Origin of the sequence: Acidovorax sp. 106 (assembly GCF_003663825.1) — a bacterium.
In the GTDB taxonomy this organism is placed as follows: Bacteria; Pseudomonadota; Gammaproteobacteria; order Burkholderiales; family Burkholderiaceae_C; genus Acidovorax.
The window spans coordinates 2,185,817-2,212,142 of the sequence record NZ_RCCC01000001.1 but is presented as its reverse complement, the minus strand read 5'-3'; the positions used below and the strand labels follow the sequence as shown (position 1 = coordinate 2,212,142).

24 protein-coding genes and 1 tRNA gene are annotated in these 26,326 nt (G+C 64.6%); 13 read left to right on the top strand and 12 right to left on the bottom strand.

Annotated elements, in window-relative coordinates; genetic code table 11:
- Positions 1-3 precede the first annotated feature (3 nt).
- From purU to C8C98_RS09845, 7 genes are all read left to right on the top strand, one after another.
- On the top strand, positions 4-852 hold the full coding sequence (gene purU / locus C8C98_RS09875; RefSeq protein WP_099657646.1) for a formyltetrahydrofolate deformylase: 849 nt from the start codon (positions 4-6) through the stop codon (positions 850-852).
- A gap of 30 nt (positions 853-882) precedes the next feature.
- Positions 883-1,785: a LysR substrate-binding domain-containing protein gene (locus C8C98_RS09870; RefSeq protein WP_121454112.1), complete on the top strand. Its 903-nt coding sequence runs from the start codon at positions 883-885 to the stop codon at positions 1,783-1,785.
- Positions 1,786-2,135: 350 nt separating this feature from the next.
- Positions 2,136-4,544 (top strand): choice-of-anchor X domain-containing protein, encoded by a 2,409-nt coding sequence (locus tag C8C98_RS09865; protein ID WP_121454111.1) that lies wholly within the window; start codon positions 2,136-2,138, stop codon positions 4,542-4,544.
- A gap of 79 nt (positions 4,545-4,623) precedes the next feature.
- Entirely contained in the window at positions 4,624-5,139 is a 516-nt protein-coding gene (locus C8C98_RS09860; protein ID WP_121454110.1) for a CPBP family intramembrane glutamic endopeptidase, read from the top strand.
- Positions 5,140-5,199: 60 nt separating this feature from the next.
- Entirely contained in the window at positions 5,200-6,702 is a 1,503-nt protein-coding gene (locus tag C8C98_RS09855; RefSeq protein WP_121454109.1) for an FAD-linked oxidase C-terminal domain-containing protein, read from the top strand.
- A 5-nt stretch (positions 6,703-6,707) separates the two neighbouring features.
- Positions 6,708-7,067: a CidA/LrgA family protein gene (locus tag C8C98_RS09850; protein ID WP_099742850.1), complete on the top strand. Its 360-nt coding sequence runs from the start codon at positions 6,708-6,710 to the stop codon at positions 7,065-7,067.
- A complete protein-coding gene (locus tag C8C98_RS09845; protein WP_121454108.1) occupies positions 7,051-7,776 on the top strand; it encodes an LrgB family protein in 726 nt (241 codons plus the stop codon). Before C8C98_RS09850 ends, C8C98_RS09845 begins: the two co-directional genes overlap by 17 nt.
- A gap of 84 nt (positions 7,777-7,860) precedes the next feature.
- Here the strand turns inward: C8C98_RS09845 and C8C98_RS09840 are convergent, their stop codons facing one another.
- Both C8C98_RS09840 and C8C98_RS09835 read right to left on the bottom strand, forming a co-directional pair.
- Entirely contained in the window at positions 7,861-9,162 is a 1,302-nt protein-coding gene (locus C8C98_RS09840) for a DUF445 domain-containing protein (protein WP_121454107.1), read from the bottom strand.
- 29 nt (positions 9,163-9,191) lie between these two features.
- Positions 9,192-10,331, bottom strand: a complete 1,140-nt coding sequence (locus tag C8C98_RS09835) for an aminotransferase class V-fold PLP-dependent enzyme (RefSeq protein WP_121454106.1) — start codon at positions 10,329-10,331, stop codon at positions 9,192-9,194.
- A gap of 144 nt (positions 10,332-10,475) precedes the next feature.
- Between C8C98_RS09835 and ltaE the strand changes: the two genes are divergently transcribed.
- Positions 10,476-11,546, top strand: coding sequence for a low-specificity L-threonine aldolase (gene ltaE, locus C8C98_RS09830; protein ID WP_121454105.1), 1,071 nt, complete (start codon positions 10,476-10,478; stop codon positions 11,544-11,546).
- A gap of 21 nt (positions 11,547-11,567) precedes the next feature.
- Here ltaE and C8C98_RS09825 read toward each other — a convergent pair whose 3' ends face one another.
- On the bottom strand, positions 11,568-12,296 hold the full coding sequence (locus C8C98_RS09825) for a YggS family pyridoxal phosphate-dependent enzyme (protein ID WP_121454104.1): 729 nt from the start codon (positions 12,294-12,296) through the stop codon (positions 11,568-11,570).
- Positions 12,297-12,334: 38 nt separating this feature from the next.
- Between C8C98_RS09825 and C8C98_RS09820 the strand changes: the two genes are divergently transcribed.
- From C8C98_RS09820 to C8C98_RS09805, 4 genes are all read left to right on the top strand, one after another.
- Complete coding sequence (locus tag C8C98_RS09820; protein WP_099657637.1) at positions 12,335-13,378, top strand: type IV pilus twitching motility protein PilT; 1,044 nt, start codon at positions 12,335-12,337, stop codon at positions 13,376-13,378.
- 66 nt (positions 13,379-13,444) lie between these two features.
- Positions 13,445-14,080, top strand: coding sequence for a cyclic nucleotide-binding domain-containing protein (locus C8C98_RS09815; RefSeq protein WP_099657636.1), 636 nt, complete (start codon positions 13,445-13,447; stop codon positions 14,078-14,080).
- Between the two features lie 66 nt (positions 14,081-14,146).
- On the top strand, positions 14,147-15,283 hold the full coding sequence (locus C8C98_RS09810) for a PilT/PilU family type 4a pilus ATPase (RefSeq protein WP_099657635.1): 1,137 nt from the start codon (positions 14,147-14,149) through the stop codon (positions 15,281-15,283).
- Between the two features lie 222 nt (positions 15,284-15,505).
- The gene (locus C8C98_RS09805) at positions 15,506-16,420 is read left to right on the top strand and encodes an NAD(P)-dependent oxidoreductase (RefSeq protein ID WP_121454103.1); all 915 of its coding nucleotides are present in this window, start codon (positions 15,506-15,508) and stop codon (positions 16,418-16,420) included.
- Between the two features lie 128 nt (positions 16,421-16,548).
- On the opposite strand, the gene C8C98_RS09800 is transcribed toward C8C98_RS09805, so the two are convergent.
- The 3 genes from C8C98_RS09800 to C8C98_RS09790 all read right to left on the bottom strand — a co-directional run bounded on the left by C8C98_RS09800 (position 16,549) and on the right by C8C98_RS09790 (position 18,329).
- The gene (locus C8C98_RS09800) at positions 16,549-17,205 is read right to left on the bottom strand and encodes a BON domain-containing protein (RefSeq protein ID WP_121454102.1); all 657 of its coding nucleotides are present in this window, start codon (positions 17,203-17,205) and stop codon (positions 16,549-16,551) included.
- Entirely contained in the window at positions 17,202-17,804 is a 603-nt protein-coding gene (locus C8C98_RS09795) for an SIS domain-containing protein (protein WP_099657632.1), read from the bottom strand. The genes C8C98_RS09800 and C8C98_RS09795 overlap by 4 nt, the downstream gene beginning before the upstream one ends.
- Before the next feature lie 126 nt (positions 17,805-17,930).
- Positions 17,931-18,329, bottom strand: coding sequence for a YraN family protein (locus tag C8C98_RS09790; protein ID WP_233574672.1), 399 nt, complete (start codon positions 18,327-18,329; stop codon positions 17,931-17,933).
- Positions 18,330-18,364: 35 nt separating this feature from the next.
- Between C8C98_RS09790 and rsmI the strand changes: the two genes are divergently transcribed.
- Positions 18,365-19,297, top strand: coding sequence for a 16S rRNA (cytidine(1402)-2'-O)-methyltransferase (rsmI, locus tag C8C98_RS09785; protein ID WP_121454100.1), 933 nt, complete (start codon positions 18,365-18,367; stop codon positions 19,295-19,297).
- 105 nt (positions 19,298-19,402) lie between these two features.
- Here the strand turns inward: rsmI and C8C98_RS09780 are convergent, their stop codons facing one another.
- From C8C98_RS09780 to rsmB, 6 genes are all read right to left on the bottom strand, one after another.
- Positions 19,403-20,656: an Hsp70 family protein gene (locus tag C8C98_RS09780; protein ID WP_121454099.1), complete on the bottom strand. Its 1,254-nt coding sequence runs from the start codon at positions 20,654-20,656 to the stop codon at positions 19,403-19,405.
- A 228-nt stretch (positions 20,657-20,884) separates the two neighbouring features.
- Positions 20,885-20,960, bottom strand: a tRNA-Phe gene (locus tag C8C98_RS09775).
- Between the two features lie 52 nt (positions 20,961-21,012).
- Positions 21,013-21,693 (bottom strand): response regulator, encoded by a 681-nt coding sequence (locus tag C8C98_RS09770; RefSeq protein WP_099657628.1) that lies wholly within the window; start codon positions 21,691-21,693, stop codon positions 21,013-21,015.
- Between the two features lie 208 nt (positions 21,694-21,901).
- Positions 21,902-24,208, bottom strand: a complete 2,307-nt coding sequence (locus C8C98_RS09765; RefSeq protein WP_099742839.1) for an ATP-binding protein — start codon at positions 24,206-24,208, stop codon at positions 21,902-21,904.
- On the bottom strand, positions 24,205-24,741 hold the full coding sequence (locus C8C98_RS09760; protein WP_121454098.1) for a DUF4390 domain-containing protein: 537 nt from the start codon (positions 24,739-24,741) through the stop codon (positions 24,205-24,207). Before C8C98_RS09760 ends, C8C98_RS09765 begins: the two co-directional genes overlap by 4 nt.
- Before the next feature lie 73 nt (positions 24,742-24,814).
- Positions 24,815-26,149 (bottom strand): 16S rRNA (cytosine(967)-C(5))-methyltransferase RsmB, encoded by a 1,335-nt coding sequence (rsmB, locus tag C8C98_RS09755; protein WP_121456171.1) that lies wholly within the window; start codon positions 26,147-26,149, stop codon positions 24,815-24,817.
- Positions 26,150-26,326 lie beyond the last annotated feature (177 nt).

Here is a 26,326-nt window from a genome sequence, read left to right as displayed (position 1 = left end):
CCTATGACCCAAGCCTATATCCTCACCCTGTCTTGCCCCGACCGACTGGGGCTGGTGCATGCTGTCTCCGGTTTTCTGATGGAGCACGGCGGCAACATTGAAGAAGCCGCCCAGTACAACGACAACGCCACGGGCCTGTTTTTCATGCGCGTGCAGTTCGCCTGCGACCAGCATGACCACGCCACACTGAAGGCGCGCCTGGCCACCTTTGCCGAGCCCTTCGAGATGCGCTGGAGCCTGCACACCACGGCCGAGCCCATGAAGACCGTGCTGCTGGTCAGCAAAGAAGGCCATTGCCTGAACGACCTGCTGTTCCGCTGGAAGTCCGGCCTGCTGCCCGTGGACATCCGCGCCATCATCAGCAACCACCGCGAGTTCTATCAATTGGCGGCCAGCTACAACGTGCCGTTCCACCACATCCCCGTCACTGCGGCCACCAAGGCCCAGGCTGAAGCCAAGCAGTTCGAGATCATCGAAGCCGAAGGCGCTGAGCTGGTGGTGCTGGCGCGCTACATGCAGGTGCTCAGCGACGACCTGTGCCGCAAACTGGCAGGCCGTGCCATCAACATCCACCACAGCTTCCTGCCCAGCTTCAAGGGTGCCAAGCCTTACTACCAGGCCCATGACCGGGGGGTGAAGCTGATTGGCGCCACGGCCCACTATGTGACGGCCGACCTGGACGAAGGCCCCATCATCGAGCAGGACGTGGCCCGCGCCGACCACACCGACACCGTGGAAGACCTCACATCGCGCGGCCGTGACACCGAAAGCCAGGTGCTGGCCCGCGCCGTCAAGTGGCACAGCGAGCACCGCGTGCTGCTCAACGGCCACAAGACGGTGGTGTTCCGATAAAGCCTTTGCGGGCTTGATGGGTGCATTGAAGTGGCGACCACCGCTGCGGCCTCCTTGCTCAGCAGCGCCGCAAGGCGCATTCCCCCCATCCAGTGCCTGCTGACGTTTGAGGCCCTGGCTAGGCTGCGCAGCGTGACGCAGACCGCCGACGAGCTGTGTGTTACGCCCAGCGCCGTGAGCCACCGCGTCAAGCAACTGGAGCAGATCCTGGGTGTGCGGCTGTTTGGGCGGGCGGATTTTTCGCTCACTACCGAGGGCAGTGCCTACCTGGCCCATGTGCGCGAAGGGCTGGGGGCGCTGGCGCGCTTTCCGGGGGAAGCCACTGCGCCAGGGCGCAGGCGCCTGAAGCTGGCCGTCACGCCCACGTTTGCGCGCACCATCCTCATCCCACGCCTGCGCCAATTCACCGAGGCCTACCCGGAAATCGACCTGGCCCTGCAGGTGTCCATACCGCTGCTGGATGTGGTGGCCGAGGATGCCGACCTGATGGTGCGCTTTGGCCCCGGCCACTACGCCGATGTGGAGCATGTCGAGCTGGCGAGGGATGTGGTGACACCTTTGGCATCCCCCGCATTCGTGCGCGAACACGGCCCGTTTGAACGCCCAGAAGACCTGGAAGGCCTGCCCCTGCTGCGCAGTCCCTTGGAGCCCTGGCGCACCTGGTTTGCCGTGAGCCAGCTTGACTGGGCCGAGCCCAACGAGGGCTCGCAATTCAACGACATTGGACTGATGTGCGATGCCGCCGCAGCCGGCATGGGCGTGGCCCTGGTGCGCCTGAAACTGGGCGCGCCCTGGCTGGAGCATGGCACGCTGGTGCGACTGTTTCCCATCGAAGCCCACAGCCCCCACGCCCACTACCTGTGCTGGCGCGCCGGCGCCATGGAGCGCTGGGAATGTTCAGCCTTTGCGCAGTGGCTCAAGGGCACCCTCTAATTCCATTTCTAAATCACCCCTGACGTTGTTGCTTTGCCTTGCCGTGCTTGAGCACTGTCTGCGGCTTCGCGCCTAGTCAGGAATGATTTGGAAATGGAATAGCCCTGCATCGCCTCGCGTCGCCCGCATCAACCCGCTTCGCCATGGGACATGGCTCTTTGTTCCAGCACAGAAAAAGGGCTTGCGTGCACCTGCGCAATTTTTTGTTGCCTTTGCTTTTTGCCTGCAGATACTCCGCGCTGGAGAGGGAAATCAAAGTGCCAAAAAGCACAGCCGCAGACACCAAGCGCTGGCACACACGCTGCTCTGCAGCGCCCTCCTTCCGTGTATTGACCGCAAGGAGTTCGAAGATGAAGAGCAAGACCCCGGGCCTGCAGCGCCCCACACTGAAGCGCGTCGTGGCCGCAGCGCTGGCTGCCACCCTGGCCATTCAGCCTTACATGGCCGCCCAGGCAGCCAACCACCCGCTCACCGCCGTGCGTGATGTGAACATCATCGATTACGTGGTGAACGTGGACTGGGACTACGACAGCCCGCCCACACAGCAGGACAACCCCGGACAGTTGCTGGACCGCGCCTACATCACCCAGGTGATCCGTACCGTCGCCCGCAGCAAGTTCACCGCCACGGAAGGCCGACACCGCCTGGGCAACGTGTTCATCTACAAGAATGGACAGTTCGGCAACAACGTCGACATCCGGATGATCAACAAGTCCGACCGCTCAGCGGCCAACATCTCCGGCTGGGGCACTCGGGGACAGACTTCCTACAACTACCTGGCCTACAGCGGCGCTTTTGAAAGCGTGGATGCCCTGGGCAAGGTGATCAACCACGAACTGGGCCACTACACCTACGGCCTGTACGACGAGTATGTGGAGGCCGGTGCCGCCCTCAAGCCCAGCGACCCAGGCAGCCCCTCTGGCGAAGACACGCCCAAGAACACGGCCATGAACAACCACCTGGAGTTCGTGTCGCTATCGACCCCCGCCGACTACACCAACCCCGCTGAGCGCAAAACCGCCCAGGCCCGCATGATGGCCACACAAAGTGATGGCACTGGCGGCAGTGCCTGGGAGATGCTGACCAGACCACCCGAGCAGGACCCTGAAGTCGCCCGTGGCCAGGGACGCACGTTCTTCGAGGCCTTCCGTGGCGTTGATCCAAAGACCCTGAACCTGACACGCCCCACCACCGGGTTTGATGCAGACCTGAAGCTGATCTTTGCACCAGCGCCGGTGTTCCGCGACGTGATCGTGGTGGACCGCACGCTGCCCGCAGCCCGCCTGGCTGACCTGATGCAAGCAGCCAAAACGCTGATCGGGCAGGCTGCAGCCAACACCCAGTTCGCCATCGTGGCGTCTCCCGCCACGGGCAGTGAACCCGTAGCGGCGTTCACCACGGCGGATGCAGCAGGCAAGCAGACTCTGACAGCCGCACTGGATGCCATCCAGGCCGACACAACGGGCGCGTTCAACGCGCTGACAGCCTTTACCAAGGCCTATGAGTTGATTGGTGCAGCGCGCCAGGCGGGCGACCCCGCCACCCTGCACCTGCTCACCGGCTCCGAGGCCCAGGTGCCTGCAGAAGCGGCGTCCACCGCCAAAACTGCCCGCATCGCCGTCAGCCCCCTGGGCTTGACGGGGGGTAGCGCAGAAGCCCGCGCCATACGCGCCAAGACGGCCGTGCTCCAGTCCAAGGCAGGTGCTTCGGTGAACCTGACGCAACTGGCCCAGCTCACAGGCGGTGCCTACAACTCTGCCCGCAACGGCGCGGAAGCCGCCAAGGACGTGACCCGCGCACTGAACGAAGTGCATGCCAAGGCCGTCGCATCCGTGCGTCTGGATGGCTCGGATGCGCTCGCAGCCAATGGCAGCTTCAGCACCCAGTTCCGCATCGCCAGCGCTGCGCTGGACGGCGCGGTGGACGTCGAAAGCTACTTTGACCCAGCCGATGCCAAGAAGCTGAGCTTCAGCCTGACCGCGCCCAATGGCCGCGTCTTTACCCCCGCCAATGCCCCGGCAGGCATTGACATGGAACTGGACGCCGCAGAAGGCGTGTTCCTGGTCACCATCGGCACTGAGGCGTCGGGCCGCAATGGTGTGTGGACGCTGAAGGCGACCAGCAACGCCGCCATGGTGGATGGGCTGAGCGTGGACGTGAGCAGTGCATCGCGTCTGGCCCTGAATGGCGAGGTCACCGGTGGCGTGCTGGCCACCGTCAACACAGCCCCGACCCTGCGGGCCACGCTGGCCTCTGACAAACGCATCAAGGGCGCTACGGTGCGAGCCACTGTGTACAACGAAGATGGTCAGGCCGTTCTGGAAAACCTAGTGATGCGCGATGACGGCGCGGCCCCGGACCTGCGTGCGGGCGACGGGGAATACGCTGTATCGCTCAAGGACAAGCTCAAGGCAGGCGAGTACTACGCGATTGTGGAAGCCAACAACGACGGGGCCGCCGTGATCGCCAGCCTGGGTGCCTTGGTCAAGGGTGCCCGCGCTGAAGAGACGCCCGTGGAGGCGTTCCAGCGTGAGGCGGAACTCTCCTTCACGCTGGAGGCCACGGCCACGGGCGTGCTGGGCACAGGCGGCGCACCGACACCCCCCCCCACGCCAACGCCCACCCCAGGCAGTGATGACAGCGGCGGCGGCTGCACGGTCAACCCTGACGGGCGCGACGCTTCATTGCTGGCACTGCTGGGTCTGGCCCTGGCAGGTGCCGCACTGCGCCGTCGTCTGCGTAAGGTAGATCGCGGCTGACATTCACTGAGAGCCCCGCCCCGACCAGAAGCGCGACCTGGAATGCCATGAGCCTGACTCACCTGCGCCCCTGAACGCCTTGACGCAGCCACTGCGCGCCGGGCGACAAGCACGCCCTCACCCCACCCGGCTGCTGGTCTTTCTGGCGGGGTTGTGGGTTGCTGCGGTGGCCATGGCATGGATCGCACAGCACTGGCTGGGCATGGGGCTGCGCCCTGCGGGTACGTGGGCATGGTTATGGGTTCTGCTGGCTGCCCCCGTGCTGGAAGAGTCTGTTTTTCGCCCGCTGGTACAGAGCAGCCTGCACGAGGGGCTGCAGCGGTGGCGCCCTCCACTGCGCAGCAGATTCTGGCCCCGCTCAGCCGCATTGCGGGCAGCGGTGCGGCGCTGGGCGGCGGCGCACGGCGCTACCGTACTGACAACAATAGTGTTTGCCGCAGCCCACGCCCCGGCCCATGGCTGGCACTGCCTGTGGTGGCTGCTGCCAGGCTGGGCGCTGGCCGAGGTGTGGCGCCGCAGCGGCAGCCTTTGTGCCTGCATTGCCACCCATGCGTGGTTTAACTTGAGCCTGGCGCTTTTGTCACGTTGGATGTGACGAAACTTCAACCGGTCCCGCCCCCACAAACGGCCCCGCGGGCGTTACAGTGCGGCGGTGATGACCGAAACCGCCCCACACCCCACCCTATCCCCTGAAGAACGGAAGACGCTGCAGCACCGCGTGGTGCAGGCCCTTTCTGCCGTGGTTCCGCAGCACGCCCTGCTCTGGCACAGCGAAGACACCACCCCCTACGAGTGCGATGGCCTGACCGCCTACCGACAGCGCCCCCTGGTGGTGTGCCTGCCCGAAACGTACGAGCAAGTGGCCGCCGTGTTGAAAACCTGCCATGCGCTGCAGGTGCCCGTGGTGGCGCGCGGTGCGGGCACGGGCTTGTCGGGCGGGGCCATGCCCCACGCCACGGGTGTCACGCTGTCGCTGGCCAAGTTCAACCGCATTCTGGATGTGGACCCGGTCAGCCGCACGGCGCGGGTGCAGTGCGGTGTGCGCAACCTGGCCATCAGTGAGGCGGCTGCGCCCTACGGCCTGTATTACGCGCCCGACCCCAGCAGCCAGATCGCCTGCACCATCGGCGGCAACGTGGCCGAGAACTCGGGCGGCGTGCACTGCCTGAAGTACGGACTGACGGTACACAACGTGCTCAAGGTCAAAGGTTTCACCGCCGAGGGCGAAGCCGTGGAATTTGGCAGCGAGGCGCTGGACACCCCCGGCTACGACCTGCTGGCCGCAGTGATCGGCAGCGAGGGCATGCTCGCCGTAACCACCGAGGCGACCGTGCGGTTGATCCCCAAACCCCAGCTGGCGCGCTGCATCATGGCCAGCTTTGACGATGTGCGCAAAGCGGGCGACGCTGTGGCGGCGGTGATTGCGGCAGGCATCATCCCCGCCGGGCTGGAGATGATGGACAAGCCCATGACCGCCGCCGTGGAGGACTTTGTGCAGGCGGGCTACGACCTGACGGCAGAAGCCATTTTGCTGTGCGAAAGCGACGGTACCCCCGAAGAGGTGGAAGAAGAAGTTGGCCGCATGAGCGAGGTGCTGCGCGCCGCAGGTGCCACGGCCATCTCCGTCAGCCAGGACGAGGCAGAGCGCTTGCGCTTTTGGAGCGGTCGCAAGAACGCCTTCCCCGCCAGCGGCCGCATCAGCCCCGATTACATGTGCATGGACTCGACCATCCCGCGCAAGCGCCTGGCCGACATCCTGCTGGCCATTGCCGAGATGGAGAAGAAGTACCAGCTGCGCTGCGCCAACGTGTTCCACGCGGGCGATGGCAACCTGCACCCGCTGATCCTGTTCGATGCGAACGACCCAGACCAGCTGCGCCGCTGCGAGCTGTTTGGCGCCGACATCCTGGAAACCAGCGTGGCCATGGGCGGCACGGTGACGGGCGAGCATGGCGTGGGCATCGAGAAGCTGAGCAGCATGTGCGTGCAGTTCTCTGGCGAGGAAAACGCGCAGATGTTTGGGCTCAAGCATGCGTTCGACCCGGCAGGGTTGTTGAACCCGGGCAAGGTGATTCCGACGCTGCACCGGTGTGCGGAGTACGGAAAGATGCTGGTGCGCGGGGGGCAAATCAAACACCCCGATCTGCCGCGTTTTTGAAGCCGATGAAACCATTGCAAGGTTTGGCCTTCCTGCTGCTCATGCAGTCAGCGGGTGAAGCGCTTTCGCATTTTTTGAAGCTGCCAGTGCCCGGCCCCGTGGTGGGCATGGTGCTGTTGGTGTTGGCCTTGCGCTGGGGCCCTGTGCAGGCGGCAGTGGCCCCGGCTGCGGGCTTCCTGCTCAGCCACCTGTCGCTGTTGTTCATCCCGGTGGGCGTGGGGGTGATGACACACCTGGCCTTGCTGAGCGAATACGGCCTGCGGCTTGTGGCGGTGATCGTGCTGTCCACCTGGATCGGCATGGCCGTGACCGCACTGGTGCTGCGCCTGCTGCAACCCAAGGCGATCCATGCCGAACTTCGTTGAACTGTGGGTGTACCTGGCCTCGGCCCCGCTGTTTGGGCTGACGGCAACCCTGTCCGTGTATGTACTGGCCCAGGCACTGTCGGTGCGCGCGGGGTACGCGCCATGGGCCAACCCTGTGATGTTGTCGGTGGCCGCACTGGCAACCCTCCTGCTGGCCACAGGCACAGCCTACCCCACCTACTTTGCGGGCGCGCAGTTCATCCACTTCTTGCTGGGGCCTGCGGTGGTGGCACTGGGCTGGCCCCTGTGGCAGCGCCGTGCAGCGCTGCGCGCGCGCTGGGCTCGCCTGGTGCTGGCGTCACTGGCCGGTGGCAGCGCCGCAGCGGCCAGTGCCGTGGGGCTGGGCTGGGCGCTGGGTCTGCCGGGGGATGTGCTGCTGTCGCTGGCGCCCAAGTCCGTCACGGCACCGGTCGCAATGGGTGTGGCCGCGCAAATCGGCGGCGTACCCGCGCTGGCGGCGGTGTTTGCCGCACTGACGGGCATGGTGGGTGCGCTGTCGGCCCGCTGGCTGTTTGGGTGGATGCGTTTGCCGAGCGATGCGGAGGGCATGGCTCAGCGGGGGTTTGCGCTGGGCACCGCGTCGCACGGCATTGGTGCGGCGCACGCGCTGCAGGTGCATGCCGAAGCAGGCGCGTATGCGGGGCTGGCGTTAGGGCTGCAGGTGGTGCTGGCGGCGGTGTTGATGCCGTTGGTGTTTCGGTGGTTGTGAGGTTTTTTGCCGCCTATCTTTAAGCCATTTTGGCCGGTAGCGCTCGTATTAATTGCGCCAGTAGCTATATTTTTAATAGCATTTTCACACCCCTGACACCGCCGCCCAAACCTCCCTGGCGTGCGACACCCCGAACAACACCAACCCGATCAACCCGCCGACCACGGTGCCGTTGATGCGGATGTACTGCAGGTCCTTGCCAATGTTCAGCTCGATCAGCCGCGTCATCTCTTCGGTGTCCCAGCGGCGCACCGTGTCTTCAATGTGCTGGGCGATGAAGGCCGACACATCTGGCGCCAGCCCTTCTACCCACCGCTCCAGGCGGTCATTGAACGACTGCCGCAACGCTGCGTCGCCCGCCAACGACTCACCGAACCACAAGCCCAGCTTGCAGACCTGCCGCGCCAGCACCGAGTCGGTATCGGCCAGATCGCGCTGCAGCGCCCCGCGCAGGTCCAGCCACAAGGTCTGCACATAGCCCGCCACCGTGGCATCGGTCTGCAGCCAGGTGCGGATCTCCTCGCCCTTGCGTGCCCAGTCGGGGTCCGTCCGCAGGCGCTCGATGAAACGCTGCACCGCCGCATCGAACTGCGCGCGCAGGGCGTGCTGCGGGTTGGCAGCGACATCGGCCATCACGCTCTCCAGCGCGCGGGCGAGCAGGGCCGAGCCCTTGTCGCCCAGCCAATCGCTGGGCAATAACTTTTCGGTGCGCGGGTGGTCCTTCTTGAGCCAGGCCACGATGGCATGCGCCACCCAGGCACGGGTTGGCTCGTTCTGCAGCAATTCGATGAGTTTCTCCAGCACCTCGTCCAGCAGCGCCTGGTGGCGGCCGTTGTGCGTGAGCGTGTCGAGCACTGCCGCCAGAGCGCGCGACATATCCACCTGCCCGATCAACGTGCGCGCCGCCTTCTGGATGAAACGCTCCACCTGCGCGTCCTGCACCGTCTCCAGCGCGGCCGACGCCAGACGCGTGGCCTGGTGGCCCAGCAGCGCGGCGTTGCCCGGCGCCGTCAGCCACTGCGCCAGCCGCTCGGCGGGGTCGTGCTGGCGGATCAGTGCCACCAGCGAGGGCACGTCCAAAAACTTGTCGCGCACAAAGGTGGCGAGGTTGCGGCCGATGCGCGCTTGGTTGCGCGCGATGACCGCGGTGTGCGGAATGGGCAGCCCCAGCGGGCGGCGGAACAGTGCCACCACAGCAAACCAATCGGCCAGCGCGCCCACCATGGCGGCCTCCGCAACGGCTTTGATGCAGTTAAGCAGCAAATCCCGCTCGACCACGCTGGTGGCAATAAAAACGGCGGTCACCAGCCCCAGCAGGCCCAGCGCTTGCCGCTTGGCGCGGCGCAGGGCCTGCGCTGCGGTGTCTGGGGCCGGCGCGGTGGTCATCCGGGCAAGAAGGGGTGGCTACCAGCCCTTCAGGCCGCCACGGCGATCTGGTCCAGCGCCTTGGCAAGGTGGCCCACCGTGCGGTCCACGTTGTGCCACTTTTCCAGGCCGAACAGGCCGACGCGGAAGGTCTTGAAGTCCGGGCCTTCATCGCACTGCAGCGGCACGCCAGCAGCGGTCTGCAGGCCCACTTCCATGAACTTCTTGCCGTTCTGGATGCCGGGGTCGGTGGTGTAGCTCACCACCACGCCGGGCGCCTTGAAGCCGTCGGCCGCCACGCTGGGGAAGCCGCGCGATTCAAGCAGCGCGCGCACCTTGGCGCCCAGCTCGATCTGCTCGTCGCGCACCTTGGCAAAGCCGTAGGCGCGCGTCTCAGTCATCACTTCGGACAGGCGCACCAGCGCATCAGTGGGCATGGTGGTGTGGTACGCGTGCTGGCCTTTTTCGTAGCCCTCGGCGATCTGCATCCACTTCTTGAGGTCGCACGAAAAGCTGCTGCTCGTGGTGCCGTCGATGGCTTGTCGCGCGAGTTCACTCAACATCACCATGGCGCAGCAGGGCGAGCCGCTCCAGCCCTTTTGCGGCGCGCTGATGAGCACATCCACGCCCGTGGCCTGCATGTCCACCCACATGGCGCCCGAAGCCACGCAGTCCAGCACGAACAGCGCGCCCACATCGTGGGCCGCAGCCGTCACGGTACGGATGTAGTCGTCGGACAGGATGATGCCGCTGGCCGTCTCCACATGGGGCGCGAACACCACCTTGGGCTTTTCAGCGCGGATGGTGGCGGCGACTTCTTCAGCGGGGCATGGTGCCCAGGGCGCCTGCGGGCCACTGCCCTGCTGGCGCGCCTTGCACACCACAGAGCCACCGCCCAGGCCTTTGTCGGCGTCAAAAATCTGCGTCCAGCGGTAGCTGAACCAGCCATTGCGCACGATGAGCACTTTCTCCTTGTTGGCAAACTGGCGCGCCACGGCCTCCATGCCAAAGGTGCCGCTGCCGGGCACCAGCACAGCGGTGTGGGCGTGGTAGACCTCTTTGAGCGTGCCCAGAATGTCCTGCACCACGCCGGTAAAGCGCTTGGACATGTGGTTGAGCGCGCGGTCGGTGTAGACCACCGAAAATTCAAGCAAGCCATCGGGATCGATATCTGGCAGCAGTCCGGGCATGAAAGTTCTCCGTCAACAGGAACGCCACCCCGGTGCGGGGTAGGCCGAGCAGGTCAGCTTAGCATGCAGCCCAGGCCCAAAAGACCCGCCCGCACAGCGTGGGCCATGGGCCGCTACGATGCCCTTTTTACCCGCAGGATTGCCATGCCCGACTTTCGCAGCGACACCGTCACCCAACCCACGCCCGCCATGCGCGAGGCGATGTTCAAAGCCCCGCTGGGCGACGATGTGTTTGCCGATGACCCCTCGGTCAACGCCCTGCAAGAGCATGCAGCGCAGTTGCTGGGATTTGAGGCCGCGCTGTTCGCCCCCTCGGGCACGCAAACCAACCTGATCGCCCTGTGGGGCCACTGCCAGCGGGGTGACGAGGCCATCGTGGGCCAGAGCTGGCACACCTACCGCTGGGAGGCAGGCGGCATGGCGGTGCTGGGCTCCATCCAGCCCCAGCCCGTCGAGACGCAGCCCGATGGCACGCTGCGCACAGCCGACATCGCCGCAGCCATCAAGCCCGACGACCCGCATTTCGCGCGCACCCGCCTGGTGGTGCTGGAGAACACGACTGGCGGCCAGGTGCTGCCGCCCGCCTACATCGCCGAGGTGGCCCAACTGGCCCACAGCCGGGGGCTGGCGATGCACCTGGACGGCGCGCGCTTGTTCAACGCCGCCACGGCCAACGCAGCACGCCATGGCACCGATGTGTACCAAGAAGCGCGCGCGCTGTGCAGCCACTTCGATTCGGTATCGCTGTGCCTGAGCAAGGGCCTGGGCGCCCCCGTGGGCTCACTGGTGCTGGGCAGCGCTGCGTTCATCCGCCAGGCACGCCGTACCCGCAAAATTCTGGGTGGCGGCATGCGCCAGGCCGGTGTGCTGGCAGCGGCGGGGCACTATGCCCTGCAGCACCACGTCCGCCGCCTGGCGGACGACCACGCTCACCTGGACCAGTTGGCCCAAGGGCTGCAGGAGATGGGCCGCAGCCACCCGGCGCTACAGGGCCGCATCACGGTGCAGCCCTGGCAAACCAATATTTTGTTCACAGACATCCACCCAGACATTGCCCCCGCCTTCACGGCTTGGCTCGCCCAGCACCAAGTACGGGTGACCAGTGGCCTGTATGCAGGCCAGACCCGCCTGCGCTGGGTGACGCATCTGGATGTGAGCCAGGCCGACGTGCAATCGGCCCTGGACTGCGTTGCGCGCTTTGCCCTGCCCGACTGAAGCGGGGGTAGCCACTGCCCGTCAAGCAGGGGGGTAGGTACGCCCACCAAACACCCCGGTGCCAACACGCACCAGGGTGCTGCCTGCCTGGATCGCGGCATCCAGGTCGGCCGTCATGCCCAATGACAAGGTGTCAAACTCCTCCGCTCCAGGGATGTCGGCCTCCACAAGGGCCTTGCGGATTTCGTCAAACAACGCGCGGGCCGCACTGTGCACCGCTTTCTGGGCGGCGAAGTCAGGACTGGCATCGGGGATGCTCATCAGCCCGCGCAGCCGCAGACGTGGCAGTTTTGCCACAGCCAAGGCCAACTCCAGCGCGTCCTGGGGCGCAACCCCGGCCTTGGTCTCCCCGCTGTCCACGTTCACCTGAATGCACACATTCAAATCAGGCAGGTCCTGGGGCCGCTGGTCAGATAGGCGCTGGGCGATCTTGAGCCGGTCCACCGTGTGGACCCAGTCAAAGTGCTCAGCCACCAGCCGGGTCTTATTGCTCTGCACAGGCCCGATGCAGTGCCATTGCAGCGCAAATGGCAATTGCTGGCGAAGCGCCAGGATCTTGTCCACGCCCTCCTGGATGTAGTTTTCGCCGAAAGCCCGCTGCCCGGCAGCGGCGGCCTCGGCCACGGCCTCGGCGCCGAAGGTCTTGGAGACAGCCAACAAAGCCACCTCCTCCCGGGCCCGGCCAGCCGCCCGGCACGCCTCGGAAATGCGGTCGTTCACCTGTTGGAGGTTGTTAGCAATCGTGGTCATAATGGCCGCCAAGCGTACCAAACGATAGAGGGAACCCCGTGGACATTACCCAATTGCTGGCATTCAGCGTCAAGAACAAGGCCTCCGACTTGCACTTGTCGGCGGGGCTTCCGCCCATGATCCGGGTGCACGGCGATGTGCGGCGCATCAACGTCGAGGCTCTGGACCACAAAACCGTGCACGCCATGGTGTACGACATCATGAGCGATTCCCAGCGCAAGCAATATGAGGAATTCCTGGAGGTCGACTTCTCGTTTGAGATCGAAGGCTTGGCCCGTTTCCGCGTCAACGCCTTCAACCAAAACCGGGGCGCAGCGGCCGTGTTCCGGACGATTCCGAGCAAGATCCTGACGCTGGAGCAGCTGAACGCCCCCAAGATCTTCGGCGACCTGGCCCTCAAACCCCGTGGTCTGGTGCTGGTGACCGGTCCCACGGGTTCGGGCAAGTCCACCACGCTGGCCGCCATGGTCAACTATCTGAACGAAACCGAGTACGGCCACATCCTCACGGTGGAAGACCCGATCGAGTTCGTGCACGAATCCAAGAAGTGCCTGATCAACCAGCGTGAAGTCGGCCCGATGACGCTGTCGTTCGCCGCTGCGCTGAAGTCCGCACTGCGCGAAGACCCGGACGCGATTCTGGTGGGCGAAATGCGCGACCTGGAAACCATCCGCCTGGCCATGACGGCTGCGGAAACGGGCCACTTGGTGTTCGGCACGCTGCACACGTCCAGCGCGGCAAAGACCATCGACCGGATCATCGACGTGTTCCCCGCCGAAGAAAAGGAAATGGTCCGTGCAATGCTCTCCGAATCGCTGCAAGCCGTGATCTCGCAAACGCTGTGCAAAACCAAGGACGGCTCGGGCCGCGTGGCCGCCCACGAAATCATGCTGGGCACCAGCGCCATCCGCAACCTGATCCGCGAGGCCAAGGTGGCGCAGATGTACTCCACCATCCAGACCAGCAACAGCGTGGGCATGCAGACGCTGGACCAGAACCTTACGGATCTGGTGCGCCGCAACATCATCAGCCCTGCAGAAGCGCGCGCCAAGGCCAAGATCCCCGAGAACTTCCCTGGTTGATCGGCGTCACACACGCCCCCACAGACACATATCGCAGCACCGTTGTGCTGTAGACCGGAGCATCTTATGAAAGGCATTCTTGGCCTTCTGCGTTCAAAAACCATCGGCAACAAGCCCAAGGACGACAACACCGATTCCGTGCTGTTCTCCACCGCTTTTGCGGGCCAAGGCGTGGATGACTCCATGCTCGTCCCTTGGGAAGCCCGCGCGGTAGAGGTAGGCGCCAAACGCCTGCCCACCAGCCGTGGTGGCAAGCTGCTGCAAGGCCTGTGGTCCAAGGACAAGTACATGGCGCACCTGGACAAGGACGCCGTGGAGCGCATGGAACGCTTTTTTGAATTCGCCGCCATTCCGTCCAACCGCGACGTGATCCGCCAGGACGAATACGGCAACTTCATGGTGGTGCTGTTGACTGGCACCATTGCCGTGGACCGCGTGCAACCCTGGGGAGAGCAATTGCGCCTGGCGGAAACCCGCCCAGGGGACATCCTGGGCGAGATGTCGCTGCTCGATAGCGGCATCCGTTTTTCGGCCTGCACCACGCTCACCGATTGTGAAATCGCGGTGCTGAGCGCCGAAGCCATGGACGACATGATGTCCCAAGACCCTCAGTTGGCCGCCAGCTTGGTGGCGCTGTTGGCGCGTAAACTGTCATTGCGCTTGCGCGTGGTCAGTGCCCGCTTGAGCGACAACCAAAAGTAACCGCACGTAAACAGCGCAGAACAAAGACAGCCATCCGGCTGACAATGACGCCAGAGAGGATTTCTGATGGAACGCGATCAGGCCAGTAAATTTATCAATGACCTGCTCAAGTTGATGGTCAGCCGCAACGGCAGCGATTTGTTCATCACTGCGGAGTTTCCCCCAGCCATCAAGGTCGATGGCAAGGTGACCAAGGTATCGCCCCAACCTTTGACGCCCACGCACACCCTGACCTTGGCGCGCGCCATCATGAGCGACAAGCAGGTGGCCGACTTTGAACGCACCAAGGAATGCAACTTCGCCATTTCGCCTGCGGGCATTGGCCGCTTCCGGGTGAATGCCTTTGTGCAGCAAGGCCGGGTCGGCATGGTGCTGCGGACCATTCCGCTGACACTGCCCACCATTGACGGCCTGGGGGTGCCCCAGGTGCTCAAGGAAGTGACGATGGCCAAGCGCGGCTTGTGCATCATGGTGGGCGCTACCGGCTCCGGCAAGTCCACCACGCTGGCCGCGATGGTGGACTGGCGCAATGAGCACTCGTTTGGCCACATCATCACGGTGGAAGACCCGGTCGAATTCGTGCATCCCCACAAGAACTGCGTGGTGACGCAGCGCGAGGTAGGCCTGGACACCGACAGCTGGGAAGCCGCCCTCAAGAACACCCTGCGCCAGGCGCCCGATGTGATCCTGATGGGCGAAATCCGCGACCGCGAGACCATGGAGCATGCTGTGGCCTTCGCTGAAACCGGGCACTTGTGCTTGGCCACGCTGCACGCCAACAGCGCCAACCAGGCACTGGACCGGATCATCAACTTCTTCCCTGAAGAGCGCCGCGCCCAATTGCTGATGGACTTGTCGCTGAACTTGCGCGGCATGGTGTCGCAGCGGCTGATTCCCAAGCAAGACGGCAAGGGCCGCGCTGCTGCGGTGGAAATCATGCTCAACACCCCGCTCATTTCTGACCTGATCTTCAAGGGCGATGTCTCTGAGATCAAGGAAATCATGAAGAAGAGCCGCAACCTGGGCATGCAGACCTTCGACCAGTCGCTGTTTGACCTGTACGAAGCCAACGTCATCAGCTATGAAGACGCGTTGCGCAACGCTGACTCGTTGAACGACCTGCGCTTGCAAATCAAGCTCAACAGCCAACGCGCCAAGTCGCCAGACTTGGCTTCGGGCACCGAGCATTTCGCAATTGTGTGAGCCTCCCCCTGAGGCGCTGCGCGCCTTCCCCCTCTCCTTCGGGAGGGGGACGCCACCGGTGGCCGGGCAAAGCCCGCTCCACGGTGGCACTGGCGGGATCACGCCCCCTACATGCGCGACGGTCTCTTTGAGGGCTTTGGTCATAACACAGGCTTGAGTCCGCACATTCGCACCAGCCCGCTTCCGTCGGTTTTTGTTTCCACTCCTTTCCTGGGCCAGCCCATGCCAAGCACCAACCCTCGCAACTACGACGCCACCCCTTCCCGCAAGGTCGCCTTCCTGGGCCTGGGGGTGATGGGCTACCCCATGGCGGGCCACCTCGCATTGGCTGGGCATGAGGTCACGGTTTACAACCGTACCGCTACAAAATCCATAGCTTGGTGCGCTGAGTACGCAAGCGCCAGGGCACCAAAGCATGCAGCAACCCCGCGCGAGGCTGCGGCGGGTGCAGACATCGTGTTCTGCTGCGTGGGTAACGACAATGACCTGCGCTCCGTCACGCTGGGCGCGGATGGCGCCTTTGCAGGCATGCAGCCTGGGGCCATTTTTGTGGACCACACCACGGCATCTGCTGAAGTGGCGCGTGAGCTGTATGCAGCAGCCAAAGCACTGGGCTTGGCTTTTGTAGATGCCCCCGTGTCCGGCGGCCAAGCCGGTGCGCAAAACGGCCTGCTCACGGTAATGTGCGGCGGCGATGCAGCGGCATTTGAGGCCGTGCAACCCACGGGCATGGCGTTCTCGCGCGCCTTCACGCTGCTGGGCGCCAGCGGCGCCGGGCAACTGGCCAAGATGGTCAACCAGATTTGCATCGCGGGCCTGGTGCAAGGCCTGTCTGAGGCCGTGGCCTTTGGTCAGAACGCGGGACTGGACATGAAGCAGGTGCTGGACGTCATTGGCAAAGGCGCCGCGCAAAGCTGGCAAATGGACAACCGCGGCAAGACCATGGTGGACGACAAGTTCGACTTCGGCTTTGCCGTGGACTGGATGCGCAAGGACCTGGGGCTGGTGCTGGACGAGGCCAAGCGCAATGGTTCACGTCTGCCCGTCACTGCGCTGGTGGACCAGTTTTATGCCGATGTACAAAAAATGGGCGGCAACCGCTGGGATACGTCCAGCCTGATCAAACGCCTGAAATAACCCCCGGGGCGGTGCCGGCGTACCCTGCTGGGCCGGCGCCACTCCTAGCAAGCCTGCGCTGGCTCGGCAGCCCAGCGCCCAGGCCGCCCACAAGGCGTGGGGCCTGTGGGCTTCATAAAGCCGCTGCGTCAGTTGCGCGGGTACGAGGGCGCTGGCGCGTCCTGAATCACCGGTGCCGGGGCGATGTTGCGCAGCTCGTCCTCGGTGAGTGTTTCAAACACACGCACCACCTTGTTCACACCGCTCACGCCGCGCGCAATTTCGGTGGCGCGCTGCGCTTCGCGCGGGGTGACACGGCCCATCATGTAGACGATGTTGCGCTCCGTCACCACCTTGAAGGCGTTGGCAGACAGGTCTTTGGCGTCCACCAGGCTGGCGCGCACCTTGCCGGTGATGAAGGTGTCGTTGGAACGCTGGCCCAGGCTGGTGGTGGGCATGACGGCCAGGTCATTGACGACAGAACGGACGTTCTCCACCCCCAGCACGATCTGCTCCACCCGCTGGCGGTCTTGCGCACTGGGCACTTCACCCGTCAGCAGCACCTGGCGATTGAAGCTGGTCACGTTGACATGGCCACGGTCACCCAGGGCCTCATTGAGGCGATTGGCCGAGCGCAGCTCAATGCCCTCGTCCTCGACTTGGGTGCCCGTTGTGCGACGGTCCACCGCCATCATGGTGCCCATCACGGCACCGCCCACCACCAAGGGTGCGCATGCCGACAGGCCTGCGGCCAGCGCGGTAGCGGCCAGCACGGTGCAAAGCGTGCGGTTCAAGGTTTGCTTCATAGAGGAATCTCCTGGTCACCAAGTAGTTGGGCGTCCACACCGTCGCTCAGGCAGTGCAGCACCAAGGCATGCACCTCACGCACGCGCGCAGCACGGTCATGGGGCACACAGATCGATACGTCCGTTTCGCGCAGCACGGTGGCCAAGCGCCCCCCGGTGCGGCCTGTCAGCACGATGACGGTCATGTCACGTTCGTGCGCGGCCTCGGTGGCCGACAACAGGTTGGCATCGTTGCCCGACACCGACAGCGCCAACAACACATCGCCTGCCTGGCCCAGGGCTCGCACTTGGCGCGCAAACTGCTGCGACGACATGTCAGGGGCACTGGCCGACGCGGTGAGCAAGGTGCTGTCGGTCGTGAGGGCGAGGGCAGCCAGCTCGGGCCGGTCGCGCTCAAAGCCCGCAACGCACAAGGCGGCAAACTGTTGCGCTTCGGCGGCCGATGGGCCGTTGCCACAGGCCAGCACTTTGCCCCCGCTGGTGACGCACGCCAGAATGGCCTGAACGGCGGAGGCAATGGGTTGGCTCAAGACTTGCGCGGCCTGGTATTTCAGGTCGGCGCTGTCGATGAAGTGTTGTTGGATGCGTTGCTCAAGCATGAGGGCCCGATGATACTCGGCGGGTGTTACATCTTTTGTAGCAAAGGGTTGCCACGGGTAGGGCATTCAGCCCCAGTGCGAAGCAGTGCGCGCCCACCCGCAAACCCCAACAGGCGGACAGGCACCTCACTGCGCATCAAAGGCCGCCTTGAGCCACTGCACCGAGTCTTCCAGCAGCACCGCATCAAACCGGCATGGCGGGGGCGATGCATAGCGCAGCAGGTAGTGGCGCGCGGCGTACACCACGCGCTGCTGCTTGGCGGCACCAATGCTGGACGCCGCCCCACCAAACGCCCCGCTGCTGCGGCTGCGGCTGCGCACCTCCACAAAGACCACGGTGCCATCGCGTTCGCGCATGACCAGGTCGATCTCGCCACCACCGCGCCCGGGCGTCCGATAATTGCGCTCTAGCAGCTGCAAGCCCTGCGCCTGCAAATAGGCCAGCGCCCGGTCTTCGGCCGCATTGCCGCGCTGGCGCGTAGTGCCCACGGCGGCGCCTGACACCACCGCTGCAACGCCCCTCATAGCAGGCTTCACATGCTTTTTTCCAAGGAATTTCATTGAGCGCATCTTTCGCAACAGCCCTGGCCGCCGCACACGATGCGGCCGCTGCGCAGCATTATCCGCAGGGCGCGCTGTACGTCGTGGCTACACCCATCGGCAACCTGGCCGACATCACCCTGCGTGCGCTGCACGTGCTGCAACTGGCAGACACGGTGGCCTGTGAGGACACGCGCCACACACAAGCCCTGCTGCGCGCCTACGGCATCGACAAAAGCACGCACCAGTTGCTGGCCGTGCACCAGCACAACGAGGCTGAAGCGGCGCTGAACGTGGTGCAGCGCCTGCAGCAAGGCCAGCGCGTAGCGTATGTGAGCGATGCGGGCACCCCCGGCGTAAGCGACCCTGGCGCCCGCCTGGCACTGGCCGTGCGAGAGGCAGGCCTGCGGTCCGTCCCCCTGCCCGGCGCCAGCAGCATCACCACGGCGCTCAGCGCCGCAGGCGCGGTGGCCCACAGTGCAGAGCAAGGCGGCTTTGTGTTCGCGGGGTTCTTGCCCGTCAAGCAGGCCGAACGCGCCGCCGCCGTGCAGGTACTGGCCGCAGAGCCCCGCTGCGTGGTGCTGCTGGAAGCCCCCCACCGCATCCAAGAACTGGCCGCCGCGCTGGCGCCGCTGGGTGAGCGCCCGGTGACGCTGGCACGCGAGCTGACCAAGCAGTTCGAGGAAATCACCACCCAGCCCGCCCACACCTTGACGGCATGGCTGGAAGGCGGCGCCCAGCGCTCACGCGGCGAATTTGTGGTGCTGCTGCACCCCGTGCCCGTGGCCAGCGACAACAACGGCGAAAGCCTGCGCGTGCTGCGCCTGCTGCTGCAGGAACTGCCCCTGAAAACCGCTGTGCGCCTGGCGGCCGAAGTGACAGGGGCATCGCGCAACGTGCTGTACGACACAGCCCTGGGCTGGAAGCGCGAGGCGGACGAAGAAACGCCCTGAGCATGGAGCCCCCAACGCGCAGGGGCTCAAAAAAAACAAGCCGGAATAGCCTCCAGCGCTTGATTAATAAGCGCTAGCAGCTATATTTTTAATAGCAAATTTCCATTACGGCGCAACGGCTAATCCCAAGGCTACGCCGCCAAACAGATCCCCCTCCACCTGTGCGGTGTCGGGGAAGGCCACGCGCAGCGCATGGCGCAATGGGCGCAACGCGGACGAGCCCCCAGTGAGGTAGATGGCCTGCAAGTCGCTGGCCTGCAGCCCCGCCAGTTGCAAGCACTGCTGGGCACATTGCACCACCTGGGCCAGGGGGGACGTCAAATGCTGCGCAAGCCCCTCAGGGCTGACGCCGGAGGCCAGCGCTGGCTCGATCCAGTCCAGCGCCACCGGGGCCATGGCATCGCTCACCGATGCGGCAATCTTGGCCTGCTCCATGGCATTGGCCAGCTTGTGGCCCAAGCGCTCGTTTAACACCGTCATCAAGCGTGCGTGCAGTTGCTGGTTGGCGTAGTCGGTGCGCAGGTTCTGCGCATCGCGCAGCGCTTTGGGCGAATACAGCCACTGGATCAAGTGCCAGGTTGAGAGGTCAAAAAACACCCGACTGGGCACCTCCCGCCCACTGGACCCCAGGTGCCTGAAGCCCAGCAATGGCATCAACAGCTCCAGGCTCAAGCGGCGGTCAAAGTCCGTGCCGCCCACATGCACCCCGGTGGTGGCTAGGACATCGTTGAGGCGATCAGCCCGCTGCATGCGCCCAGGCCCCAGTCGCACCACCGTGAAGTCGGAGGTACCGCCGCCAATGTCCACCACCAACACCACGGCCTCATGGTCGATGCGCTGCTCATAGTCCAGAGCCGCCGCGATGGGCTCCAGCTGGAACGACACGTTCTCAAACCCCGCATCCAGGGCCGCTTGCCGCAGCGCGTCCTCGGCCTGCTGGTCGCGGGTGGGGTCATCGTCCACAAAGTGCACCGGGCGCCCCATCAGCACGCGCCCGGGCATGCCACCCAGCTCGGCCTGCGCCTTTTGCGCCAGCATGCGCAAAAAGAGGCTGATCACGTCCTGGTAGCTGATCAGCTGGTTATGCACCGCTGTTTTGTCCTGCAGCAGCGCGCTGCCCAGCAGGCTCTTGAGCGAACGCATCAAGCGCCCCTCCGTGCCCTCCAGGTACTGCGCAATCGCATCGCGCCCGAAGTGCGTGCGCTGCTCTTCGGTATTGAAGAACAAGGCCGTGGGCAAGGTGCGCGCATCGCCTTCGAGCGAAATCATGCGCGCGGGGCCGCTGCCTTGGCGTACCGACATGGCCGAGTTGGAGGTACCAAAGTCGATACCGAGCGTGACATCCTGCAGGAGAGCCATCTTGAACCGTTGCTGTAGCAGGGCAAGGCGCGCAAGGCGCCGCCCAAGATAGAGAGAAAGCCAACGCACCCAACGCCCGGGCCACGCGGAGGCCTCAATGGGCAAGACCAGCATAGACACCGAGGGGGACGGGACCACAAGCCTGCACCGCAGAGCACGGCCAGCCGGGCGCAAAGGCCTGTGTAATGTAAAAAGCCCCTGATCTTTTGGATCAAGGGCTTTTTGATTTGGTGGCCTGGGACGGAATCGAACCGCCGACACAAGGATTTTCAATCCTCTGCTCTACCGACTGAGCTACCGGGCCTGAGCCTCAAATTATAGCCAGAGAATTTGCCCCAAAACGGCAAATTTCAAAATTAATTGCGTTTTCCGCGTCCCAGGTCTACGCCCAACTGGCGCAGCTTGCGGTAAAGGTGGGTACGCTCCAGCCCGGTTTTCTCTGCCACGCGCGTCATGGAGCCGCCTTCGCGTGCCAGATGAAATTCAAAATACGCCTTCTCAAAACCATCGCGCGCTTCGCGCAGAGGGCGGTCCAGATCAAAGCCCTGGTGGGCATGGGGCCCACTGTCGCCCGCAGAGGCCACCACGATGGCCGCCATGGGCACCTGCGCGACGTCCACCACAGACTGCAGCGACACCGAAGCCACCGCTGCAGGTGCTGCATGGCGCGCGCTGTTGCGGGCCAGGCCCTGCTCCACGGCCTTGAGCAGCTTTTGCATGGTGATGGGCTTTTCCAGGAAGGAGAACGCCCCGATGCGCGTGGCCTCCACGGCCGTGTCGATGGTGGCATGCCCGCTCATCATGATGACGGGCATGGTCAGCACGCCTGCAGCAGCCCACTCCTTGAGCAGCGAGACGCCATCGGTGTCGGGCATCCAGATGTCCAGCAGCACCAGATCGTACTGGTTGGCCAAACGGGCAGCGCGGGCCTGGGTGGCATTTTCCGCCAGGTCCACGCTGTGGCCTTCATCGTTCAGGATTTCGGACAGCAGGTCGCGAATACCAAGTTCGTCGTCGACCACCAGAATATTTGCCATGTGTATTTTGAAGCGCCAAGGAATGCTGCGGTACGGTGTCGCGGAGGACGCTCTGCACAACTGGAAGCCAGCAGCTGGCCCGGCAGACGAGGTGGCTTGGGCTGTGACTGCCCCCTGCTCTGACGCAGGGGCCAATGATGGCAAAGCGACACACCTGACTGCCCGAGGTGTGCACTAACACAGCCCGCAGGAGTTGTGCGGAGGCTTCCTAAGACGCCACCGCGGGTTCAGGGGCGAATGATAACGACACTTGCGCGCCACGCAACACATCGCCGTCCATGCGATTGGACAGGTCGATGCGGGCACCGTGCTCGTCGGCGATCTTTTTAACGACAGCCAAACCGAGCCCCGTGCCCCGGGCTTTGGTGGTGACGTAAGGCTCGAAAGCGCGCTGCAAAATGTGCGCCGGAAAGCCCGTTCCACTGTCAGAAATGGTCAGCCGCACCCGCCCCGATGTCTCACTCACACGGGTAGAAATGCGCACCAAAAACTCGTCCGATCGACCTTCCGCGCGCGCCTGCTCGGTGGCATCCTGGGCGTTTTGCAGCAGGTTGTGTACCACCTGGCGAAGTTGCTGCGCATCGCCTGCAATCCTCGGGCAACGCGGGTCCAGCTCGGCTTTCACGGGGACGGACGCGTTTTCTTCGCCATACAAATGCAAGACATCGGCAACCAGCGCATTGAGGTCCAAGGACTGCAACTCGGCGGCTGGCAGCCGGGCGTAATCACGGAACTCGTTGACCAACCTCTTCATCGCGTCCACCTGGTCCACGATGGTCTTGACCGACTTGGTGAGGATGGCCTGCTCGGGGGGCGGAACCTTGCCTGAGAGCTTCATTTCCAACCGTTCGGCAGACAGCTGGATGGGCGTCAGGGGGTTCTTGATTTCATGGGCCAGACGCCGAGCGACCTCGCCCCAAGCCTGCGCGCGCTGGGCTGAAACAATCTCCGAAATGTCGTCAAAAACCAACAGTTTGGTGCCATCGGGCAGCTCAGCCCCCCGCGCAACCAGGCTGGTTGCGTGCTGCCCAGCACCGGAAGACGATGCGTGCAGCTCAAACGGCTGCTGCCAATGGTCCAGCCCATGATGGTCACGGTCGCCCAAAAATGCGGCAAAGTGCCGCTCCACCGCTGCGGCAAACTCGGCCAGCCCCGGCACCTCAGACAATGGCCGCCCTTCGTAGGCGGCCATAGGGGCTCGCAAAATACGGGTAGCACCGGGGTTGGACGAGCGAATCAGGCCGTGCTCACCCAGCACGATGACGCCCGCAGTGAGGTTGTCCAGAATGGTCTGCAGCTTGGAGCGCGATGCGTCCACCTTGACCATGCTCTGCTCCACCGCCGTTCGGGCGTCGGCCAGTTGCTGCGTCATCAGGGCAAACGAGCGGGTGAGCCCCCCCAACTCATCTTTGCCTTGCAGCGCGGCCTTGGGGCTGAGGTTGCCGGCGGCCACCTCGCGCACGCCTTCGGCCAACACCAGCAGCGGCCGTGCCAGTTGATTGCCCAGCAACACGGCCAGCAGCACGGCCCCAAACACGGCCAGAAACAAACTGAGTGTGAGCGTGCCCACGTACATGCGCCGCAACCCCCCGCGCGCCAGGGCGCGCTCCTGGTATTCGCGATTGGCTTCCTGGACGTCAATGGCGTTGGACACCAAAGCAGGCGGCAACGGCAGGGTGGCCTGCAAAAAGCGCGGCTCGGTCAGCAAACCCAAGCCGGGGCTGGTGACCAACACCAACACCTTGACGCGGGCCATCTGCAGCGCGGCCGGGTCCGTCAGGTCATCCAGCCCTTCGATTTGGGTGACAGAGCGTTGGTCACGCACCGTGCGCAGCAAGCTACTGCTGGGGCGTTCCGGGTTCAGGTTGAAGCGGGATTGCCCAGCGCTGCCAATGGGCTGACCTGTGGCATTCCAAAGCACCACATCGGTGGCTCCCAGCTGATCACGGACCCGCTCTAGCATGAGCCCGGCCGACGTGCTGGACACCTGCGCCACCTGCGCGCTAGCGGTTCGCGTCTTGGCGGCCATGTCGGCGGCCTGCGACTCCAGCGACACCCGCGCCAGGTTGACCCCTGCCACCAGGGCACCCTCCACTTTCACATCGAACCAGCTCTCGATGGAGCGCGTGACGAACTGGTACGACACCACATAAATCAACACGCCGGGCAGCAGCCCCACCAGACCGAAGATGGCGGCCAGCTTGACCAGCAAACGGCTGCCAAAACGGCCCTTGCGCAGCCGCAGGGTGAGCCGCACCGCGATCCACAGCAGCACCCCCAGCAGCAGCAGGGCCACCAGCACGTTCACGCCAAACAGCCAGGCGTAGTTGCGTTCGTACAAAGCGCGGTTGTTGGTGGCCAGCGTCAGCAAGAACAGCAGCACCATACTGATGGCCACCATGGTGGCGGCCCCCACCCCAACAGCCCAACGCACGGCCTTGGAGGCGCGGGCAGCGGTCGCGGCAGAGGCCGACGGAGCGGGAATGCTGCCCGATGCTGGCGAAGGCTGGCTCATAGCAGAGCGCGCGGCGCGATGCGCTGGATACGGGACACCAACAGATTCCAGTCTGAGCGGCCCACGGCCCCAATCTGCAGGGGGCGTGGCAGCTGCGACATGTCGAGCCGAAAGCGCAGCTGCACGGTGTGCGCGGCATCAGGGTCGATCGCGTCGGCACTGCCAATGCGCCAGCGCGAAACCCGGCGCATGGCGGACAGGGCCTCGTCCAGGTCATCAAAATTCTGCCCCAGCACCACCCCCAGGCCGCTGTTGGTGAAGGGCACGGTCGAGGTGTTCAGGCGCCAGCGGCGGGTGAGCGGCTGGTAAGTGAGGCGCATGTAGCGTGTGGCTTCAGCCACCACCCGGTCGGACCAGTACCAACGGTCGCGCAGCACCTGGGCCTCCATCACGAAGAACATGGGAATCCCTTTGTTCAGGGCGTCCTCGGCCAGGTCCGGCAAACTGAAGTTCAACGACGCGGCCAAATAAAGCGCGTCATCGGCGCGCTCTACGCGCAGACCGGGGGCCTCCGGCGCATCGGACTGCGCCATGACCGCTGCAGGCAAGGCAAACCACAGCGCCCAGCAGCACAGGAAAAGGCGCAGCCAATGAGCCGGGGGCGACTCATTGCGCTGATTTTTGCAACAGAGCGTAAAAAAATCCGTCGTGATCACCCAGTGGATTGTCCGGGACAGCCCCAGCCTTGTCCCCGATTCGGGGAATTAAATGACCCGGCGAGGGTAGCAATCGTGCGTCGGTGTTGTGTGTAAGAAACGTTTGCATCTGTGCATCGCCCTCGGCCTTGAAGACCGAACAGGTGCAGTACAACAGGCGCCCGCCGGGCTTGAGCAGGGGCCACAGCGCGGCCAGGATGCGGGCCTGCAACTGTGCCAATTGGGCCACGTCCGACTCACGGCGCAGCCAGCGCACGTCCGGGTGGCGGCGCACAATGCCCGAGGCGGTGCACGGCGCATCCAGCAAGATGGCATCAAAGGGCTGCCCGCCGCACTGCGACGCCCACCAGTCCTGCGGCCGGGCAGCGTCGGCCACCAGCACCTGGGCCGACAACCCCAAACGGGCCAGCGTGCCATGGATGCGTTCGCTGCGGACGGCATCCACCTCCAGCGCCGTGACCTGCAGCGCAGCACCCACAGGGGCGTGTTCGAGCAAATGCGCGGTTTTGCCCCCCGGCGCGGCGCAAGCGTCCAGCACCCGCAGGGGCTGCGTCAAGTCCAACCCCTGCAGCAGCAAAGGCGCCGCCTGCTGTGCGGCCGTGTCTTGCACGGACACCCAGCCGTCGGCAAAGCCCGGCAAAGCCTGCACAGGCACCGGCTGGGCCAGCTCCAGCCCATAGCCGCCCACCTCGGTTGCTACCAAATTAATAGCTGCCAGCGCTTGTTGATATTGCGCTAGCGTGCATTTTTGTTGATTAACGCGCAAAGCCATGGGTGCGTGGGCGTTGTTGGCTTGCAGGATGCGCTCCCAGTCGCTGGGGTAATCCTGCTGCACCCGCCGAATCCACCAGGCCGGGTGATTCCAACGGGCCACAGGATCGGCATCGGTGGCAGCCACCAGGGCATCGCGCTCGCGCAGAAAACGCCGCAGGCAAGCGTTGATGAACGAAGCCTGGCCCCGCGTGGCCTGCCCGCGCTTGGCCGACTCCACCGCTTGGTTGACCAGGGTGAAAGGCTCGTAGGGTGCCGCCTGCGGGTCCCAGGCCAGGGCCAAGGCGGTGCACAGCAGCGCATCGGCGGCAGGTGGGGGCTTGCGGGCCACCAGTTGGCTGCGCAGGGCATCGGCCCGCCCCAACTGGCGCAGCACCTGAAACAGCAGCGCCTGCACCCCGGGGCGCAGACGGGGCTCCACCGCATCCACCGCCGCCGTCCCCGATTGCCCGCCGCGTATGGCCTGCAGCGCCTGGGCCACGGCCGTCAATTGCTGCCACAAAGGCACAGGCATGCTTGCGCTAGGCGCCCCTCCTTGCGTGGGCAAAGCGGGGGCTTTAGGCCGATCGGCCTTGGTTGCCGCGGCGGGGCGGGCAGAACGCGCATGGCGTGGGGTGGGTGAGTTCATGGATTGGAGGAAAACGAAGCGGCACAACAGGGCGCGCCACAGCAGGAAAAAAGAAGCCTTGCA

What these genes read in the sequence shown, in the direction of transcription:
- purU (WP_099657646.1), top strand. Translation starts at nt 4, where the DNA reads ATGACCCAAGCCTATATCCTCACCCTGTCTTGCCCCGACCGACTGGGG.
- C8C98_RS09865 (WP_121454111.1), top strand. Translation starts at nt 2,136, where the DNA reads ATGAAGAGCAAGACCCCGGGCCTGCAGCGCCCCACACTGAAGCGCGTC.
- C8C98_RS09855 (WP_121454109.1), top strand. Translation starts at nt 5,200, where the DNA reads ATGACCGAAACCGCCCCACACCCCACCCTATCCCCTGAAGAACGGAAG.
- C8C98_RS09850 (WP_099742850.1), top strand. Translation starts at nt 6,708, where the DNA reads ATGAAACCATTGCAAGGTTTGGCCTTCCTGCTGCTCATGCAGTCAGCG.
- C8C98_RS09845 (WP_121454108.1), top strand. Translation starts at nt 7,051, where the DNA reads ATGCCGAACTTCGTTGAACTGTGGGTGTACCTGGCCTCGGCCCCGCTG.
- C8C98_RS09840 (WP_121454107.1), bottom strand. Translation starts at nt 9,162, where the DNA reads ATGACCACCGCGCCGGCCCCAGACACCGCAGCGCAGGCCCTGCGCCGC.
- C8C98_RS09835 (WP_121454106.1), bottom strand. Translation starts at nt 10,331, where the DNA reads ATGCCCGGACTGCTGCCAGATATCGATCCCGATGGCTTGCTTGAATTT.
- ltaE (WP_121454105.1), top strand. Translation starts at nt 10,476, where the DNA reads ATGCCCGACTTTCGCAGCGACACCGTCACCCAACCCACGCCCGCCATG.
- C8C98_RS09825 (WP_121454104.1), bottom strand. Translation starts at nt 12,296, where the DNA reads ATGACCACGATTGCTAACAACCTCCAACAGGTGAACGACCGCATTTCC.
- C8C98_RS09815 (WP_099657636.1), top strand. Translation starts at nt 13,445, where the DNA reads ATGAAAGGCATTCTTGGCCTTCTGCGTTCAAAAACCATCGGCAACAAG.
- C8C98_RS09810 (WP_099657635.1), top strand. Translation starts at nt 14,147, where the DNA reads ATGGAACGCGATCAGGCCAGTAAATTTATCAATGACCTGCTCAAGTTG.
- C8C98_RS09805 (WP_121454103.1), top strand. Translation starts at nt 15,506, where the DNA reads ATGCCAAGCACCAACCCTCGCAACTACGACGCCACCCCTTCCCGCAAG.
- C8C98_RS09800 (WP_121454102.1), bottom strand. Translation starts at nt 17,205, where the DNA reads ATGAAGCAAACCTTGAACCGCACGCTTTGCACCGTGCTGGCCGCTACC.
- C8C98_RS09795 (WP_099657632.1), bottom strand. Translation starts at nt 17,804, where the DNA reads ATGCTTGAGCAACGCATCCAACAACACTTCATCGACAGCGCCGACCTG.
- C8C98_RS09790 (WP_233574672.1), bottom strand. Translation starts at nt 18,329, where the DNA reads ATGAGGGGCGTTGCAGCGGTGGTGTCAGGCGCCGCCGTGGGCACTACG.
- C8C98_RS09780 (WP_121454099.1), bottom strand. Translation starts at nt 20,656, where the DNA reads ATGGCTCTCCTGCAGGATGTCACGCTCGGTATCGACTTTGGTACCTCC.
- C8C98_RS09770 (WP_099657628.1), bottom strand. Translation starts at nt 21,693, where the DNA reads ATGGCAAATATTCTGGTGGTCGACGACGAACTTGGTATTCGCGACCTG.
- C8C98_RS09765 (WP_099742839.1), bottom strand. Translation starts at nt 24,208, where the DNA reads ATGAGCCAGCCTTCGCCAGCATCGGGCAGCATTCCCGCTCCGTCGGCC.
- C8C98_RS09760 (WP_121454098.1), bottom strand. Translation starts at nt 24,741, where the DNA reads ATGGCGCAGTCCGATGCGCCGGAGGCCCCCGGTCTGCGCGTAGAGCGC.
- rsmB (WP_121456171.1), bottom strand. Translation starts at nt 26,149, where the DNA reads ATGCCTGTGCCTTTGTGGCAGCAATTGACGGCCGTGGCCCAGGCGCTG.